13 protein-coding genes and 1 tRNA gene are annotated in these 17,387 nt (G+C 71.7%); 8 read left to right on the top strand and 6 right to left on the bottom strand.

Annotated elements, in window-relative coordinates:
* The coding region (locus ACWD0J_RS38695) for a sugar phosphate isomerase/epimerase family protein (protein ID WP_451500560.1) at positions 1-964 on the top strand (964 nt) is incomplete at its 5' end.
* A 204-nt stretch (positions 965-1,168) separates the two neighbouring features.
* Here ACWD0J_RS38695 and ACWD0J_RS38690 read toward each other — a convergent pair.
* From ACWD0J_RS38690 to ACWD0J_RS38670, 5 genes are all read right to left on the bottom strand, one after another.
* Positions 1,169-1,321: a hypothetical protein gene (locus ACWD0J_RS38690; protein ID WP_451500559.1), complete on the bottom strand. Its 153-nt coding sequence runs from the start codon at positions 1,319-1,321 to the stop codon at positions 1,169-1,171.
* A 1-nt stretch (position 1,322) separates the two neighbouring features.
* Complete coding sequence (locus tag ACWD0J_RS38685; RefSeq protein WP_451500558.1) at positions 1,323-2,714, bottom strand: OFA family MFS transporter; 1,392 nt, start codon at positions 2,712-2,714, stop codon at positions 1,323-1,325.
* A gap of 120 nt (positions 2,715-2,834) precedes the next feature.
* Positions 2,835-4,979: an acetate--CoA ligase family protein gene (locus ACWD0J_RS38680; protein WP_451500557.1), complete on the bottom strand. Its 2,145-nt coding sequence runs from the start codon at positions 4,977-4,979 to the stop codon at positions 2,835-2,837.
* 4 nt (positions 4,980-4,983) lie between these two features.
* On the bottom strand, positions 4,984-6,225 hold the full coding sequence (gene frc / locus ACWD0J_RS38675) for a formyl-CoA transferase (protein WP_451500556.1): 1,242 nt from the start codon (positions 6,223-6,225) through the stop codon (positions 4,984-4,986).
* A 10-nt stretch (positions 6,226-6,235) separates the two neighbouring features.
* Positions 6,236-7,918: a thiamine pyrophosphate-binding protein gene (locus tag ACWD0J_RS38670; RefSeq protein ID WP_451500555.1), complete on the bottom strand. Its 1,683-nt coding sequence runs from the start codon at positions 7,916-7,918 to the stop codon at positions 6,236-6,238.
* Between the two features lie 143 nt (positions 7,919-8,061).
* Here ACWD0J_RS38670 and sucC point away from each other — a divergent pair, with 143 nt between their 5' ends.
* From sucC to ACWD0J_RS38645, 5 genes are all read left to right on the top strand, one after another.
* Positions 8,062-9,195, top strand: a complete 1,134-nt coding sequence (gene sucC, locus ACWD0J_RS38665; protein WP_451500554.1) for an ADP-forming succinate--CoA ligase subunit beta — start codon at positions 8,062-8,064, stop codon at positions 9,193-9,195.
* Between the two features lie 14 nt (positions 9,196-9,209).
* On the top strand, positions 9,210-10,109 hold the full coding sequence (gene sucD / locus ACWD0J_RS38660) for a succinate--CoA ligase subunit alpha (RefSeq protein WP_451500553.1): 900 nt from the start codon (positions 9,210-9,212) through the stop codon (positions 10,107-10,109).
* A 132-nt stretch (positions 10,110-10,241) separates the two neighbouring features.
* A complete protein-coding gene (locus ACWD0J_RS38655) occupies positions 10,242-11,822 on the top strand; it encodes an aldehyde dehydrogenase family protein (protein WP_451500552.1) in 1,581 nt (526 codons plus the stop codon).
* Between the two features lie 145 nt (positions 11,823-11,967).
* A complete protein-coding gene (locus tag ACWD0J_RS38650; protein ID WP_451500551.1) occupies positions 11,968-12,228 on the top strand; it encodes a hypothetical protein in 261 nt (86 codons plus the stop codon).
* Positions 12,229-12,488: 260 nt separating this feature from the next.
* Positions 12,489-12,573 (top strand) — tRNA-Leu (locus ACWD0J_RS38645).
* Between the two features lie 260 nt (positions 12,574-12,833).
* Here ACWD0J_RS38645 and ACWD0J_RS38640 read toward each other — a convergent pair.
* Positions 12,834-13,793 (bottom strand): LysR family transcriptional regulator, encoded by a 960-nt coding sequence (locus ACWD0J_RS38640; RefSeq protein WP_451500550.1) that lies wholly within the window; start codon positions 13,791-13,793, stop codon positions 12,834-12,836.
* A gap of 180 nt (positions 13,794-13,973) precedes the next feature.
* Between ACWD0J_RS38640 and ACWD0J_RS38635 the strand changes: the two genes are divergently transcribed.
* Positions 13,974-14,669 carry a type 1 glutamine amidotransferase domain-containing protein gene (locus ACWD0J_RS38635; protein ID WP_451500549.1) on the top strand — a complete coding sequence of 232 codons (696 nt, stop codon included), beginning with the start codon at positions 13,974-13,976 and terminating at the stop codon, positions 14,667-14,669.
* A 464-nt stretch (positions 14,670-15,133) separates the two neighbouring features.
* Positions 15,134-17,387, top strand: a 2,254-nt coding sequence (locus ACWD0J_RS38630) for an elongation factor G (RefSeq protein WP_451500548.1), incomplete at its 3' end; no start/stop codon positions are given.

Genomic DNA, 17,387 nt, shown 5'->3' with positions numbered 1-17,387 from the left:
GGGGGGGCGGGGGGGGTGTGGGGGGCGGGGGGCGGGGGGCGGCCGGGGGCCGCGCTCCGCCGCCGGCCGCGGCCGGGGCCGGGGCCGTCCCGTCCTGCCGCCCGGCCGGCTCGGCATCCAGCTCTACAGCCTGCGCGACAAGGTCTCCACGCTGGGCTTCGCGCCCGTCTTCGCCGAACTGGCGAAGTACGGCTACGACGAGGTCGAGTTCGCCGGATACACCCAGGGCTCGGCGGGTCCGATCACCCTCGCCCAGCTCAGGCGGCTGGCACGGAACCACGACCTGAACCCGATCGGCAGCCACGTCGGCTACTACTCCAGCGACCCCAACGCCTACACCTTCGCCCAGAACCTCACCAAGGTCCTCGACGACGCCCAGGCCCTCGGCCTCAAGCACATCGGCACCGCCGCCGGCCCGTTCCGCTACGGCTCCACCGTCGACGCGTGGAAGCGGGCGGCCGAGGAGTTCAACACCTACGGCGCGGCCGCGAAGGCACGCGGCATGAAGTTCTACCAGCACAACCACTCCGAGGAGTTCTCCTTCGCCACCGACAACCCCAAGATCCGCCTCTACGACGTGCTGCTCGCGGAGACCGACCCCGACCTCGTCTACCTGGAGATGGACATCTACTGGGCGTACTCGGGCCAGTTCCGCTTCTCCAGACGGCCCGACGGCACCCCCGCGCCCTTCGAGCCCCTCGACTACGTGCTCAAGCAGCCCCACCGCTACCCGCTCTTCCACGTCAAGGACGGGGTGAGCGACCCGGCGAACCAGTACGGCTACCGCATGACCGACGTCGGCGACGGCGACATCGACTACCAGCGGTTCATCTCCGCCGTGACCCGGCTGCACGGCGAACGCCTGGCCCACCACTGGCAGGCGGAACACGACAACCCGGCCGAGTCCTTCACCTTCGCACGCCGTTCGAGCGCCCACCTGCACTCGTTGCGGGAGAAGTGCTGACAGCTGGCCGGCAGGCAGCCGAGGAGGCCCTCCCCGCCCCTGGGGAGGGCCTCCTCGCGCACGCGACGGGTCGGTCGGCGGGCTGAGGTTCCGGAGCCGTGAGGGCCCCGGGTGTCCGCCCCGGCTGCCGCGGCAACGGCGTCATCGCCGTCACCGCCGGCACTCCGTCGGCCGGCGCGTACGCGCCGGTGACCGAGCGAACGGTCAGGGTGCCGGCTTGCGGGAGCGGCCGAGGACGTCCCGCCCCCTCCCGCCGACACGGTGGACGGGGCGGTGCGCGGCGGCCACTCCACCGCAGGAACGGTTCGCGGCGCCGGATCGTGCCGGGTCGTGCGGTGCGACGGGGTCAGCCGTCATGTCACGCCGTCTCCTCGCCGAGCGGGTGCGGGTTGGGCTCGACACGCCGGGGCTTGGCCGGCCTGCCAGGTGCGTTCAGGAAGAGCGCCAGCACCGCGGAGGCCAGTCCCACGCAGCCCGCTATGACGAACGCGCCTTCGTAGCCCCAGACGCTGACCACGACCGCGCCCATACCGGAACCCACGAGCCCCGAGATCAGCTTCGAGCTGTAGACCATGCCGTAGTTGGAGGCGTTGTTGTTCTCCCCGAAGTAGTCCGCCGTCATGGCCGCGAACAGCGGGAAGATCGCGCCGCCGCCGAACCCGGAGACCATGGAGCAGAACAGGAAGAACGGCATGCTGCCCATCTGTCCGGAGATCAGCACGCCGAACTGGGCGGTGCCGAGCACGAGGCACACGATGACCAGCGTGTTGCGGCGCCCGAACTTGTCGGAGATCCAGCCGATCACCCCGCGCCCCGTGCCGTTGACGATCGCCTTCAGGGACATCGCCGTGGCCACGATCCCGCCCGCGAAGCCCATGTCCTTGCCGAACGGCACCTGGAAGGCGATGCCGAAGATGTTGATGCCGGCCGTGCACAGCAGACAGAACCACATCATCCACAGGACGGGCGTGCGGGCGGCCTCCCTCGGGGTGTACTGCTTGACCGCCGGCGGGTTCTTCTCCAGCGCCCGCCGGATCTTCGGGTCGTCCGTGAGCCGGAGCGGGTCGACGTGCGGCGGCCACCAGTTCTTCGGCGGGTCCTTGAAGAACCACCCCGCGAACGCCACGACGGAGCAGCAGATCAGGCCCACCATCACGAGGACGACCTCGTAGTTGCCCAGATCCATGTACGAGGTGAACAGGAACACGAAGGGCACCGAGCCGTAGGCGAAACCGCCGTTGACCATGCCGGTCTTGCCGCCCTTGCGCTCCGGATACCACTTGCCGACCATGTTCACGCAGGTCGCGTAGACGAGACCGGCGCCGATGCCGCTGAACATGCCGAAACCGATGTAGGCGACGATCACGTGCGGCGCGAACGCCAGCGAGAGGTAACCGCAGACGGTGCCCACCGCGCCGAGCATCATCGCGTACCGCGCGGGAAGCCTGCCGCTCTCCCGCAGTTGCCCGGCGGGGAAGGCGACGGCGGCCTGGAAGAACACCCAGACGCCCATCAGCCAGAAGATGTGCCCGCTGTCCCACAGGTGGGCCTCGTGCAGGGTGTCCTCGGCGGAGGTGAACGCGTACTCCGAGGAACTGATGCCCATCATGCCGATCCACGGGAAGAGCACCATGGTCCACCGTGGCCGGCCCATGATGTCCCGGTCGGTCTCGCCGATCCGGAACACCCGGCCGTGGTTGTTCGTCACCTCCCTGTAGGGAACGGACGTCGAGAAGTCGGTGGTTGTCATGTGTCGCACCCCTTGCGTCGAAAGCTCTGGCCAGCGCCCCCTGTCCAAATGCCTTTCGTGTGCGCACGGGTCCCGGGGGCGGCCGACGCGCACCGTCGGCCGCCCCCGCGTCCACTCACCTCATGAGCCGCCCCCCAACAGGCCCGCCGCCCGCGCCCAGCGGTACTTCGCGCCGAGCACCGCCACCGGCTTCTCCGTCGTGTACGGGTACGCCACGACTCCGCGCTCGTAGAGGTACTGGCAGGCCTCCTCGACCTCGACGTCCCCCGCGAGCGACGCCACCACGGGCTTGTCGATGCCGCGCTCCCGGAACTCGGCCACCACGCGCGCGGTGAGCTCAGCGAAGACCATCGGGGGAGTGACGATGGTGTGCCAGTAGCCGAGGACGAGCGCGTGGACGCGCGGGTCCGTGAGGCCCAGCCGGATCGTCGCCTCGTACGTCGACGGCGGCTCGCCCCCGGTGATGTCCACCGGATTGCCCGCGGCACCGAACGGCGGGATGAACGCCCGGAACGCCTCGTCCAGATCCGGCGGGATCTCCATCAGGGTGAGGCCGTTGTCCGTGACCGCGTCCGACAACAGGACGCCACTGCCGCCGGCGCCCGTGATGATCACGATGTTGTCGCCCCGGGGGGTGGGAAGCACGGGCAGCCCGCGCGCGTACTCCAGCATGTCGTTCAGACCGGGCGCCCTGATGACACCGGCCTGCTTCAGGATGTCGTCGTACACGGCGTCGTCCCCGGCCAGAGCGCCGGTGTGCGACCCGGCGGCCCGCGCGCCGGCCGCGGTACGTCCCGCCTTCAGGACGATCACCGGCTTCCTGGGCACGGTCGCCCGCGCGGCCTCGACGAAGGCCCGTCCGTCCTTGAGGTCCTCCAGGTGCATCGCCACGCACTCGGTGTGCGGGTCCTCGGCGAACCAGGTCAGCAGGTCGTCCTCGTCCAGGTCCGACTTGTTGCCGAGTCCGACGATCGCCGACACACCCGTCTTCGTGCTCCGGGCGAAGCCCAGGACGGCCATCCCGATGCCACCGGACTGCGAGGTCAGCGCCACCCCGCCCTTGACGTCGTACGGCGTGCAGAACGTGGCGCACAGGCCGTGCCAGGTCGAGTAGTAGCCGTAGATGTTCGGCCCGAGCAGCCGGACACCGTGCCGCTCGGCGATCGCCACGATCTCCGCCTGCAGGGCGTGCTCGCCGGTCTCCGCGAAGCCGGAGGGGATCAGCACGGCGTTCGGGATCCCCTTGCGTCCCACCTCCTCCAGGGCCGAGGCCACGAACTTGGCGGGGATCGCGAAGACCGCCACATCCACCTCACCGGGAACGTCGGTGACACTCTTGTACGCCTTGCGGCCGAGAATGTCGTCGGCCCTCGGGTTCACCGGATGGATCTCCCCGGCGAAGCCGCCGTCGACGAGGTTGCGCATCACCGAGTTGCCGATCTTGCCCTGCTCGTTGGAGGCACCGATCACGGCGACCGAACCCGGCTCCATCAGCCGGCGCATGGAGGTGAGGATCTCCTCGCGCGAGTACCGCCGACGGGGCGTGGGCTGCGACTCGGCGAGAATGACCCGGATGTCGGCGGCGACGGCGGCCTCCGGCGTCGCGATCACCGGGTTGAGGTCCACCTCCGCGATCTCCGGGAAGTCCGCGACGAGCTGGGACACCCGCCGGATCTGCTCGGCGACCGCCCACCGGTCCACCGCCGGCCCGCCCCGCACCCCGCGCAGGATCTCCGCCGACCGGATCGAGTCCAGCATGGACAGCGCCTCGTCGGCGTCCACGGGCGCGAGCCGGAAGGTGACGTCCTTGAAGACCTCGACCAGCACCCCGCCCAGCCCGAAGGCCACCACCTTCCCGAACGTCGGATCCGTCACCGCGCCGACGATGACCTCCTGACCCTTCGGCAGCAGCTCCTGGACCTGTACGCCTTCGATGCGGGCGTCCGCGTCGTAGGCCCGCGCACTCTCGACGATCGTGTGGAACGCCGCCCGTACGTCCGCCGCGCCCTCGACGCCGACGATCACACCGCCCGCGTCGGTCTTGTGCAGGATGTCCGGCGAGACGATCTTCATCACGACCGGTCCGCCGAAGCGCGCCGCGTACGCCACCGCCTCCTCGACGTCGGCCGCCACTTCCTCACCGGGTACGGCGATCCCGTACGCGTCGGCGATCACCTTGCCCTCGGGCGCGGTCAGCGCCGTCCGTCCCTCGGCGCGCACGGAGTCGAGCAGCGTGCGCACCCGCAGAGCGCGGTCCTCGGCCATCACGTCAGATCACTCCGTTCGACTTGAGCAGGCGCAGTTCCTCGTCGCCGAGACCGAGCTCGCCGACGTAGACCTCTTCGTTGTGCTCGCCCAGCAGCGGTGAACTGGTCACGTCCACGGGGGAGTCGGAGAGTTTGAGGGGACTGCCCACGGTCACGAAGTCGCCCCGCTCGGGGTGCGGCACGGTGACGACCATGTCGTTGGCGACCAGCGACCGGTCCTCGATGATCTCCCTGGTGGACAGGATCGGCCCGCACGGGATGTTGCGCGCGTTGAGCTTCTCCAGCACCTCCCACTTGGGGAGCGTCGAGGACCACTCCTCGATCAGCTGGAACATCTTGGTCAGCTTGGGCAGCCGGGCCGCGGGCGTCGCCCACTCCGGGTCGGCGGCCAGCTCCGGGCGGCCGATCAGCTCGCTGAGCGGCTGCCAGCCCACCGGCTGCACGATGACGTACACGTAGTCGTTCGGGCCGCCCGGCGCGCACCTGACCGCCCAGCCGGGCTGGCCGCCGCCGGACGCGTTCCCGGACCGGGGAACCTCGTCGCCGAAGTCGTCGTTGGGATATTCAGCGAGCGGGCCGTGTGCCAGGCGCTGCTGGTCGCGCAGCTTCACCCGGCAGAGGTTGAGCACAGCGTGCTGCATGGCCACATTGACCCGCTGGCCGCGCCCGGTGTTCTCCCGCTGGTACAGCGCCGCGAGAATCCCCGCCACGGCGTGGACGCCCGTGCCCGAGTCCCCGATCTGGGCCCCCGTCGCCAGCGGCGGCCCGTCCTCGAAACCGGTGGTCGCCATCGATCCGCCCATGGCCTGAGCGACGACCTCGTACGCCTTGAAGTTGGTGTACGGGCCGTCCCCGAACCCCTTGATGGAGGCATAGACGATCCGCGGATTGATCTCCTGGATGCGGTCCCAGGTGAAGCCCATGCGGTCGACCGCGCCCGGCCCGAAGTTCTCGACCATGACGTCGGAGCGCCGGATCAGCTCGGTGAGGATCTCCTTGCCGCGTTCGGTCTTGGTGTTGAGGGTGATGCTCCGCTTGTTGCAGTTGAGCATCGTGAAGTAGAGGGAGTCGACGTCCGGGAGGTCACGCAGCTGCTTGCGCGTGATGTCCCCGGACGGCGCCTCCAGTTTCACGACGTCCGCGCCGAGCCACGCGAGGAGTTGGGTCGCGGACGGCCCGGACTGGACGTGCGTCATGTCCAGGACGCGGATGCCTTCGAGTGCCTTGGCGGACGTACCGGTCATCGGGGACACCTCACTTGTACATCGTCTGGTTCATGGTTCCGGGGGCGTACGCGTCCGGGTCGACCCAGACGTTGATCAGCGACGGCTTGCCCGACTCGCGGGCGCGCCGGAGCGCGGGGCCGATGTCGGCGGGGTCGCGCACCTCCTCGCCGTGACCGCCCAACATCTGGGCGAACTTGTCGTAGCGGACGTCGCCGAGGGTGTTGCCGACCCGCTCGCGCTCCACGCCGTACTTGGCGGCCTGGCCGTAACGGATCTGGTTCATGGAGGAGTTGTTGCCGACGATGCCGACGAAGGGGAGGTCGTAGCGGACGAGGGTCTCGAAGTCCCAGCCGGTGAGGGAGAAGGCGCCGTCACCGAAGAGGGCGACGACCTCCTTGTCGGGCCGCGCCTGCTTGGCGGCGAGCACGAAGGGGATGCCGACGCCGAGGGTGCCGAGCGGGCCCGGGTCCATCCAGTGCCCGGGCGATTTGGGCTGCACCACCTGCCCGGAGAAGGTGACGATGTCGCCGCCGTCGCCGATGTAGACGGAGTCCTCGGTGAGGAAGTCGTTGATCTCGCTGACCAGCCGGTACGGATGGATCGGGGAGGCGTCCGAGGTGAGGCTCGGCAGCCGCTTCTCGATCGCCGTCTGCTCGGCGGCGCGCAGCTCGTCGAGCCACTCCTTGCGCTTCGACGCGCCCCCGTTGACGCGCCCGGAGGCCGCCTCGGTCACCGACTTCAGCACCAGCCCGGCATCGCCGACGATCCCCAGGTCGATGTCCCGGTTCTTGCCGACGGTCCGGTAGTCGAGGTCGATCTGCACGACGGTCGCGTCCGGGGAGAGCCGCTTGCCGTAGCCCATGCGGAAGTCGAAGGGCGTGCCGACGATGACGATGACGTCGGCGTGGGAGAACGCGTACCGGCGCGACAGCTGGAAGTGGTGCGGGTCGCCGGGCGGCAGGGTGCCGCGGCCGGCGCCGTTCATGTACGCGGGAATGTTGAGGGTCCGTACGAGCTCGATGGCCGCCTCGGTGCCCCGGGTCGTCCACACCTGGCTGCCGAGCAGGATCGCCGGCTTCTCCGCGTGTACCAGCAGGTCGGCGAGTTTCTCGACGGCCTCCGGGTCGCCGGCCGACCGGGTCGAGGCACGGTAGGCGCCGGGCTGCGGCACCCGCGCCTTCGCGAGGGGCACCTTGGCGTCGAGGACGTCGCGCGGGATCTCCAGGAACGAGGGTCCGGGCGCGCCGTGGTAGCACTCGCGGAAGGCCATCGACACCATGTCCGCCACCCGGGCAGTGTCCGGCACGGTCGCCGCGAACTTGGTGATCGGGGTCATCATGTCGACGTGCGGGAGGTCCTGCAGGGACCCCATCTTGTGCTGGGCGAGGGCGCCCTGACCGCCGATCAGCAGCATGGGGGACTCCGCGCGGAAGGCGTTGGCGACACCGGTGACGGCGTCGGTCGTACCGGGACCCGCGGTGACGACCGCGCAGCCGGGCTTGCCGGTGATGCGCGCGTAGCCGTCTGCGGCGTGGGCGGCGACCTGTTCGTGCCGGACGTCGACGACTTCTATGCCCTCGTCGACGCAGCCGTCGTAGATGTCGATGATGTGGCCGCCGCACAGGGTGTAGATGCGGTCGACTCCCTCGGCCTTCAGCGCCTTGGCAACGAGATGACCACCGGAAATGACGTCCTGGGTGTCGTCGGGCATGGCGGAGTCCTGTCCCTTCGTAGGGGGTGGGAACGCTCTCGCGGTACATTGCATACAGTCGACGAATACTGTATGAAGCTTGTTATCCCGCATCCGGTGGGTGGTGTCCAGGGGGCGTGCGGCACTTTCAGTCAGGAGCCGGAATGGACCTGTACGAGCACCAGGCAAGGGAACTCTTCGAGGAACACGGCATCGTGGTGCCGAGGGCGGAGGTCACCGACTCACCCAAGAAGGCGCGCGATATCGCCCGTCGGCTGGGCGGACGGGTCGTGGTGAAAGCCCAGGTGAAGACCGGTGGGCGGGGCAAGGCGGGGGGCGTCAGGCTGGCCGCGGACCCGGCCGCCGCCGAGCTCACGGCACGGCAGATCCTCGGCATGGACATCAAGGGCCACACGGTCGGCACGGTCATGCTCGCGCAGCCCGTGGACATCGAGACCGAGTTCTACGTCTCCTACGTCCTCGACCGCGCGGCCGGCCGCTTCCTCGCGATCGCCTCCGCCGAGGGCGGCATGGACATCGAGGAGGTCGCCGTCCGGCGACCGGAGGCGGTGGCCCGGGTCCACATCGACCCGGCACAAGGCGTCACCTCCGCGAAGGCGGCCGAGATCGCCGAGGCCGCCGGGCTGCCGCCGCGGACCGTCGACGTCCTCGTGCGGCTGTGGGAGGTGCTGGTCCGCGAGGACGCCGTCCTGGTCGAGGTCAACCCGCTCGTGCGCACCCGGCAGGGGCAGCTCCTCGCCCTCGACGGCAAGGTCACCCTCGACGACAACGCCCGCTTCCGGCAAGCCCGTTGGGGAGACGAGCACACGTCGCACGAGGATCCGCTGGAGGCGGCGGCCACCGCGAAGGGCCTCAACTACGTCAGGCTCGACGGCGAGGTCGGCATCATCGGCAACGGCGCCGGCCTCGTCATGTCGACCCTCGACGTGGTCGCCGGCTGCGGCGCCCGCCCCGCGAACTTCCTCGACATCGGCGGCGGAGCCTCCGCGCAGACCATGGCCGACGGACTGTCCGTCATCCTCTCCGACCCGGCCGTGAAGTCCGTCTTCGTCAACGTCTTCGGCGGGATCACCGCCTGCGACGCGGTCGCCGACGGCATCGTGCGGGCCCTGGAGAGCGTCCGGCTGACCAGGCCGCTCGTCGTGCGCCTCGACGGCAACAACGCGGCCCGCGGCCGCGCCGTCCTCGACGAACGCGCCCACCCGCTGGTCGAACAGGCCACCACCATGGACGGCGCAGCCCGCCGTGCCGCCCTGCTCGCCACCACCGCGGCCTGAGGAGACGGGACGACATGGCGATCTACCTCACCCAGGAGAGCAAGGTCCTCGTCCAGGGCATGACCGGCGCCGAGGGCATGAAGCACACCCGGCGGATGCTCGCGGCCGGCACGAACGTCGTCGGCGGCGTCAACCCCCGCAAGGCGGGCCGCACCGTCGACTTCGACGACCGCGCCGTCCCCGTCTTCGGGTCCGTCGTCGACGGTATGCGGTCGACCGGAGCCGATGTCACCGTCGTCTTCGTGCCGCCCGCGTTCGCCCGGGCGGCCGTCGTCGAGGCCGCCGACGCCGGCATCGGACTCGCGGTCGTGATCACCGAGGGCATCCCGGTCCACGACGCCGTCGCCTTCACCGCGTACGCGCGGCGCAAGGGCAGCCGGATCATCGGCCCCAACTGCCCGGGCCTGATCACCCCCGGCCAGTCCAACGCGGGCATCATCCCCGCCGACATCACCAAGCCCGGCCGTATCGGCCTGGTGTCCAAGTCCGGCACCCTCACCTACCAACTCATGTACGAACTGCGCGACATCGGCTTCTCGACGTGCGTCGGCATCGGCGGCGACCCGGTCGTCGGCACCAGCCACATCGACTGCCTCGCCGCCTTCCAGGACGACCCGGACACCGAACTCGTCGTCCTCATCGGGGAGATCGGCGGCGACGCCGAGGAACGCGCCGCCGCGTACATCCGCGCGCACGTCAGCAAACCCGTCGTCGCCTACATCGCCGGCTTCACCGCGCCCGAGGGCAGGACCATGGGGCACGCGGGCGCGATCGTGTCCGGCTCGTCGGGCACCGCACGGGCCAAGAAGGAGGCGCTGGAAGCGGCCGGCGTCACCGTCGGCGACACGCCGACCGAGACGGCCCGCCTGGTGCTCGCCCGACTGGATACGGAGCGTGACACCACCCAGAGTTGACGTGGGGTGGCTGTCCCGCACCAGCCGACGTCACTACCGTCCTCCCCACGATGTCCGCGCCCCGCCCGAGCCGTGCGCGCGACGCGCCACGCACCCCCGCCCCCGACCGTGCACCGTGAGCGGAGCAGAACGATGGCACCCACTCTCGCCCCGAACACCCATGCCGACACACAACTCCCCCCTCTCACCCTCAAGTCCGGCACGTCCTGGGCCGACGCCTGGGAGCGCTGCCTCACCGTCGCCCCCGAAGCCTTCCGGGACGACCGCCCGCTCAATCTCTGGGGCTCCGCCTGGCGGGCCGACGGCCGGGCGCTGCCCGCCACCAGTCCCGTCGACGGCAGCCCGATCGCCGGGCCGCCACGCCTGGACGGGACCACCGCCCACCAGGCCGTCCGCGCCTCGCTCGACCAGCACCGCGCCTGGCGGCACCTCCCCCTGGACGAGCGCCGCGCCCGCGTCGCCGCCGCCCTCGACGCCCTCACCGAACACCGTGAACTGCTCGCCCTGCTCCTCGTCTGGGAGATCGGCAAGCCCTGGCGGCTCGCGCAGGCGGACGTCGACCGGGCCGTCGACGGGGTGCGCTGGTACGTCGACGGGATCGACCCCATGCTGGCCGGACGGACCCCGCTGGACGGCCCGGTGTCCAACATCGCGAGCTGGAACTACCCGATGAGCGTGCTCGTTCACGCGGTACTGGTACAGGCATTGGCAGGCAACGCGGTCATCGCCAAGACCCCGACCGACGGCGGTGTCGCCTGTCTGACGCTGGCTTGTGCGCTCGCCGCCCGCGAGGGGATTCCCGTCACCCTGGTGAGCGGCAGCGGAGGCGAGCTGTCCGAGGCGCTGGTGCGGGCGCCCGAGATCGGCTGCGTCTCCTTCGTCGGCGGCCGCGACACCGGTGCCGCGGTGGCCACGGCCGTCGCCGACCTCGGCAAGCGGCACATACTCGAACAGGAAGGACTCAACACCTGGGGCATCTGGAACCACACGGACTGGGACGCGTTCACCGCGGTCGTGCCCAAGCTCTTCGACTACGGCAAGCAGCGGTGCACGGCCTACCCGCGCTTCGTCGTCCAGCGGCAGCTGTTCGACGAGTTCCTGGCCGCCTACCTCCCGGCGGTCCGCACCCTCCGGGTCGGCCACCCGCTCGCGGTCGAGCGGCCCGAGGACCCGTATCCGCGGCTGGACTTCGGGCCGGTGATCAACGCGGCCAAGGCCAAGGAGCTGTCCGACCAGGTCGCCGAGGCGGTGGAGCGCGGCGCCGTCCCGCTGCACCGGGGCCGGCCGGCCGACGCCCGGTTTCTGCCGGGCCAGGACACGTCGGCGTACGTCCAGCCGGTCACGCTCCTGAACCCGCCACGGTCCTCTCCGCTGCACCACGCGGAACCGTTCGGCCCGGTCGACACCATCGTCCTGGTCGACACCGAGGCGGAGCTGCTGGCCGCCATGAACGCGTCCAACGGGGCGCTGGTGGCCACGCTGTCCACGGACGACCGGGCGACGTTCGACCGGCTGGCGCCGCAGATCCGCGCGTTCAAGGTCGGCCACGGCGCACCGCGCTCCCGGGGCGACCGCGACGAACTGTTCGGCGGGTTCGGGGCCTCCTGGCGCGGCGCGTTCGTCGGCGGCGAACTGCTCGTGCGCGCGGTCACGCAGGGGCCGGAAGGGGAGCGGCTGCCCGGGAACTTCCCGGACTACCACCTCATGCCGTGAGCGGCGGGGGCGTCGCCGCACGGCACGGAACGTGCGCGCGGGCCGTCTGTCCTCGGTGACCTGTGCGTCGGTGCGGCGACGCGTCCGGCACCTCATGGGCGGACGATCGCATGCGGGCGTGGGGGCGGCGGAGACCGTAGGGGCCGTGCGGGCGGTGCTGCTCGCCTCGGCGGTGCCCGCCGGTGGTGAGCCGTCGGCGCCCGCCGAGGCGGCGGTCCGCAGCGGTGTCGATCGCACGACCATGGTGCCGCTCGTCGAAGGGGCGGGGCCCATGACCTGGTGCCGCGGGCCGGATGCGCCCCGGAGCACGGCCGCCGGACCGTCGTCGAGCACGCGCCGGCGACGGCGAGGGGCGCCGGAGGCGGCAGCCGAGCGGGCGCGCCGCTTCCTCACGCTGCCGCACTGATTGATCCGCGCCCCGCCGTACTGATCCGCGCCCCGCCGTACTCGTCCGCGTCCGGCGGACCCGCGTCGCCGACCGGGACGGCCTGCGCGGGCGTGCCTCCGTCACGATTCAGTCGCTCATCGTGAGACCTCGGGGTCCTCGGTGTGATGGTCCGGGATCGGTGCTCCGGCGACGGAAACGCAGGTGAAGGGCGCTCCGAAAGCTTGGTATTGTTGTTCGTGTCGCCGCGGGGCTCAGCCCGGCACGGCGGCGGACACCTCGTCCGGGTGGCGGAATGGCAGACGCGCTAGCTTGAGGTGCTAGTGCCCTTTAACGGGCGTGGGGGTTCAAGTCCCCCCTCGGACACAGATGACATGGCACCGGTGCGGGTCGAGCGGAAGCTCGGCCCGCATTCGGCGTTTTCCGGCGGCCAACGACCGCGTCACCCGTCGGCGACGGGCGGAGACCACCGTCGCACACCCGCACCCGCACCCGCACCCGCACCTGCGCCCGCACCCGCGGGCGCGGGCGCAACCAGGTCGTGCGGTCAGCGGCGGAACCCCGGCCCTCCCGATTCGCCCGGTTTAGTCGGTCAGGCGGGACTCGTCCGGTACGGCCGTTTCTCCTCACCAGGTACGGGCGGCCCGCCGGAGGTGGTCGCGGACCCGGGCGACGTCCGGGTTGGCGGTGGCGCCCGGGCGCTCGACGAGGTACGCGGTGTTGACCGGCGGTTCGGCCGGGGCGTCGAGCAGGACCAGCCGGCCGGCGGTGAGGTCCTCCTGGCACAGATAGCGCGGCAGCACGCTGTAGCCGGCGCCCGCCAGGACGGCGGCGAGGACGCCGCGCAGGTCCGGGACGATCACCGCGGCCTGGGCGGTGAGCCGTTTGCCGAAGACGGTGCGCCAGTAGCGGCGGGCGATCGGGAGATCCTCGGCGTAGGCCACGAGGGGCACGTCCCGCACCGCCGCGCAGGGACCGTCGGCGGTGCGGCGCTCCTCGGTGCGCCGGGCCCACACCGGGGCTGCGACCAGGACGAACTCCTCGTCCGCCAGCGGGACGGAGGGCAGGGTCCGGCCGCGGGTGCGGCGGGTGGAGATCACGAGATCGTGGCGGCCCGCCCGCAGGTCGTCGAGGAGCGGATCGGTCAGCCCCGGCGTCACCCGCAGCAGCACGCCGTCCGCCACCAGCGGGGCCAGCGCGGGCAGCGCCCGGGTGCACAGCAGTTCCGCGGGGCCCGCGAGGTGCACCGGCACGGTCCGGGCGGCGGGGCCCGTGCCCCCTCCTCCCAGGGCGGCGAGGGCGTCGAGCGGGCCGGCGAGGTGGTCGGCCAGTTCGTGCGCGTGGTGGGTGGGTTCCGCGCCGCGCGGGGACCGGGTGAACAGCACCCGACCCGTCTGCTGCTCCAGCGCCCGGATATGCGTCGTCACGGTCGGCTGGGACAGCCGCAGCAGCGGCGCGGCGGCGGTGAAGGAGCCGGAACGGTAGACCGCCAGGAACGTACGCAGCAGGTTCAAGTCGACCTGCGCGGGCACCTGCCCGCCACGGGCCGCGAGGCCGCCGCTCACCTCCAGGGACGCGTTGTTCACGTCCGCCAGCATAGGGCCCGCCCTTCCGGACCCCCACCGGAAAGCCTATGACCGCGATCGGCTTCTCTATTGGATTTCCGATGACTGGTGGATCTACGGTCGAGGTCGCCGCCGAGAGCCGGACCGACGACGACCCGGCCCCGGCGGCGACCATCCCCATCACCCCGAGGAGAGACACCCATGGCGAAGATCCTGTTCGTGATGACCGGCGCCGACCAGTGGACGCTGGCCGAGGGCACCCGGCACCGCACCGGCTTCTGGGCCGAGGAGGCGGTCGTGCCGCTGGAGGCGTTCAAGGCCGCGGGCCACGAGGTCACGGTGGCCACGCCGGGCGGCGTTCTCCCGCCGGTCGACCCGGCCAGCCTGGCCCCCGAGGCCAACGGCGGCGCCGAGCAGGCCGCGCGGGTGAAGCGGGCGGTGGAGACGGCCGCCGAGTTCACGCGTCCCCTGGTGCTGGCCGACGTACGGCTGGACGACTACGACGCCGTGTACGTGCCCGGTGGCCACGGCCCGATGGAGGACCTGGCGGTCGACCCCGACTCCGGCCGCCTCCTCGCCGACGCGGTCGAGCGGGGACTGCCGGTCGGCGTGGTGTGTCACGGTCCGGCCGCGCTGCTGGCGGCCGTGAAGGCGGACGGGTCCCACGCGTACGCCGGCTACCGGATCACCGCGTTCACCAACACCGAGGAGCAGCTGGCCGGCACCGCGGAGAAGGCGACGTGGCTGCTGGAGGACCGGCTGACCGAGGCGGGGCTGAAGGTCCGGGCCGGTGAGCCGTGGGCCCCGCACGTCGAGGTCGACCGCAACGTCGTCACCGGGCAGAACCCCGCCTCCTCCGGCCCCCTCGCCGCCGAGCTGCTCAAGAAGCTCGCCTGAGAAACGGCCTCCTCGGCCGCGCACCGACGCACCCGCCCGACACTGTCCGCGCGGGGAGGTGTACGCAACCGCATCGACCGGGGGCCGGTCACCCGATCACCCGGCTCCGGGCGTGGGCCCGGAAAATGGTGTGCCGCGTCCCCGGCCTGTTCCCTACACTCACCACGGATCACGCGCCGCCCGGCACACGGGCCGCGTGTGTGCGGACAAGGCGGACCAACGAGGGGAGACCGGCCGTGCGTCACCGCATCGCTGTCGTCGTTCCCCGGTCGCTGTACGAGGTGATCCTCGTGTCTCCGTCCGGCCGGTGCCCGCTGCGCGGCCGGTACCGGATGCCCGTGACGACCGTCTGACCCGTACCTCGACACCCCTGCCGACGCGGGGTGCTGACGTCTCGTCAGGCCCAGCAGTCCGTCCGGGGAATCGCGTCGCCCTGTCCCACCTCGTCCGAAAGGCCCTGGGCCGTGCGCACGAACCTCAACGCCCTCAACGCCCTCAACTCCCTCGACGCCGTCCGCAACCTCGGCATCCTCGCCCACGTCGACGCCGGCAAGACGACCGTCACCGAGCGGATCCTGTACGCCACCGGTACCACCCACAAGCGCGGTGAGGTCCACGACGGCACCACCGTCACCGACTTCGACCCGCAGGAGCGCGATCGCGGCATCACGATCTTCGCCGCGGCCGTGAGCTGCGCCTGGGACGGTCACCGGATCAACCTGATCGACACCCCGGGACACGTCGACTTCGCCGACGAGGTGGAGCGCTCCCTGCGCGTCCTGGACGGCGCGGTCGCGGTGTTCGACGCCGTCGCGGGCGTGGAACCGCAGAGCGAGTCGGTCTGGCGGCAGGCCGACCGGTACGGCGTGCCGAGGATCGCGTTCGTCAACAAGCTGGACCGCGCGGGCGCCGACCTCGACACGGCCGTGGCGTCCATCCGGGACCGGCTGCATCCGGCCCCGCTGGTCGTCCAGATGCCCATCGGCCAGGAGGACGGGTTCACCGGCGTCGTCGACCTCCTGCGGATGCGGGCACTGACGTGGGACGACGACGGCGCAACGGTTCACGAGGGTCCCGTCCCGGACCACCTGCGCGAGGAGGCGCTACGACGCCGCCGACTGCTGGAGGAGGCCGTGGCCGAACTCCACCCGGGCGCACTGGAGGAATTCTGTACACAGTCGACGGTCGACGCGCAGGCGACCGACACGCAGACGCCCAACGCACGCACGCCCAATCTACGCATGCCCAACCCACGCACGCCCCCCGCGCTGAGACTCGGCACCCGCACCCTCGTCGGCGCTCTCCGCGACCTCACCCGCAGCGGTGACGGCGTGGTCGTGCTGTGCGGCTCGGCCTACCGCAACCGGGGGATCGAGCCGCTGCTCGACGCAGTCGTGGCGTACCTGCCGTCCCCGCTCGACGTGCCCGCCGTACGCGGCACGTACGAGGGAACCGAGCAGGAGCGGGCCGCGGATCCGCACGCGCCGTTCGCGGCACTGGCGTTCAAGGTGAACGCCACCCCGACGGGACGGCTGACCTACCTGCGGGTGTACTCGGGAACGATCGGAAAGGGGGACACGGTGAGGGACGCGGGCACGCGGCGCACGGAGCGCATCGGGCGGATCCTCCAGGTGCGGGCCGACCGGCACGCCCAGGTGGACCGGGCGGTCGCCGGGGACATCGTCGCCGTGGTCGGGCTGAAGTCCGCCCGGGCCGGTTCGACCCTGTGCGCGCCGGACGCCCCGCTGGTCCTGGAACCGCCGGGCGTGGCCGACCCGGTCGTCTCGGTGGCCGTCGAGGCGCGTCGGTCCGTCGACACAGACGGGCTGGCGAGGGCGCTCGCGCGGCTGGCCGAGGAGGACCCCTCGCTGGTGGTCCGCTCCGACCCGGAGACCGGGCAGACGCTGCTGTCCGGCATGGGTGAACTGCACCTGGAGGTCGCGGTGGAGAAGGTCCGGCGTGACCACGGGCTGGAGGTCGCCGTCGGCCGGCCCGGCGTGGCCTACCGCGAGACGGTCGCCCGGGGCGTGTCCGGATTCGTCCACCGGCATGTCAAACAGGACGGCGGGGCGGGGCAGTTCGCGCAGGTCGTCCTCGACGTGGAGCCACTGGAGTCGCCACGGCCGCCGGAGTCGGCCACCGGCTTCGAGTTCCGCTCGACCGTTGCCGGCGGGCGCGTGCCGCGCGAGTACGTCCGCGCGGTCGAGGCCGGCTGCCAGGACGCCCTCGCCGAGGGCCCGCTCGGCGGGCACCCGGTGACCGGGCTGCGGGTCACCCTCACCGACGGGGCGACCCACGTGAAGGACTCCTCGGACACGGCGTTCCGCACCGCGGGCCGGATCGCCCTCCGGGAAGCCCTGCGCGCCTCGGCGATGGCTCTGCTCGAACCGGTCGCCGAGGTCACGGTCACCGTCCCCGAGGACGCCGTCGGCACCGTCCTCGGCGACCTCGCCGCCCGCCGTGGCCGGGTCTCCGGCTCGGCCACGCGGGCGGGCGCGGCGGTGGTCACCGCGACCGTGCCGCTGGCCGAACTCTTCGGCTACGCGACCCGGTTGCGCAGCCGCACGCAGGGCCGGGGCACGTTCACCGCCCGGCCGACCGGCTACGCACCGGCACCGGCACCGGCACCGGCGGCGACGCCGGGCATCACGCAGACGAGGATGGACTGGCGTGTGGCCGGCATGCTCGTGGACGCGTCCTTGTCGGACCGAGGGCTGG

It is taken from the genome of Streptomyces sp. NPDC003011 (assembly GCF_053591515.1).
Note: the sequence above shows the minus strand (reverse complement) of the source record. Positions and strands in the feature narration are given on the sequence as shown.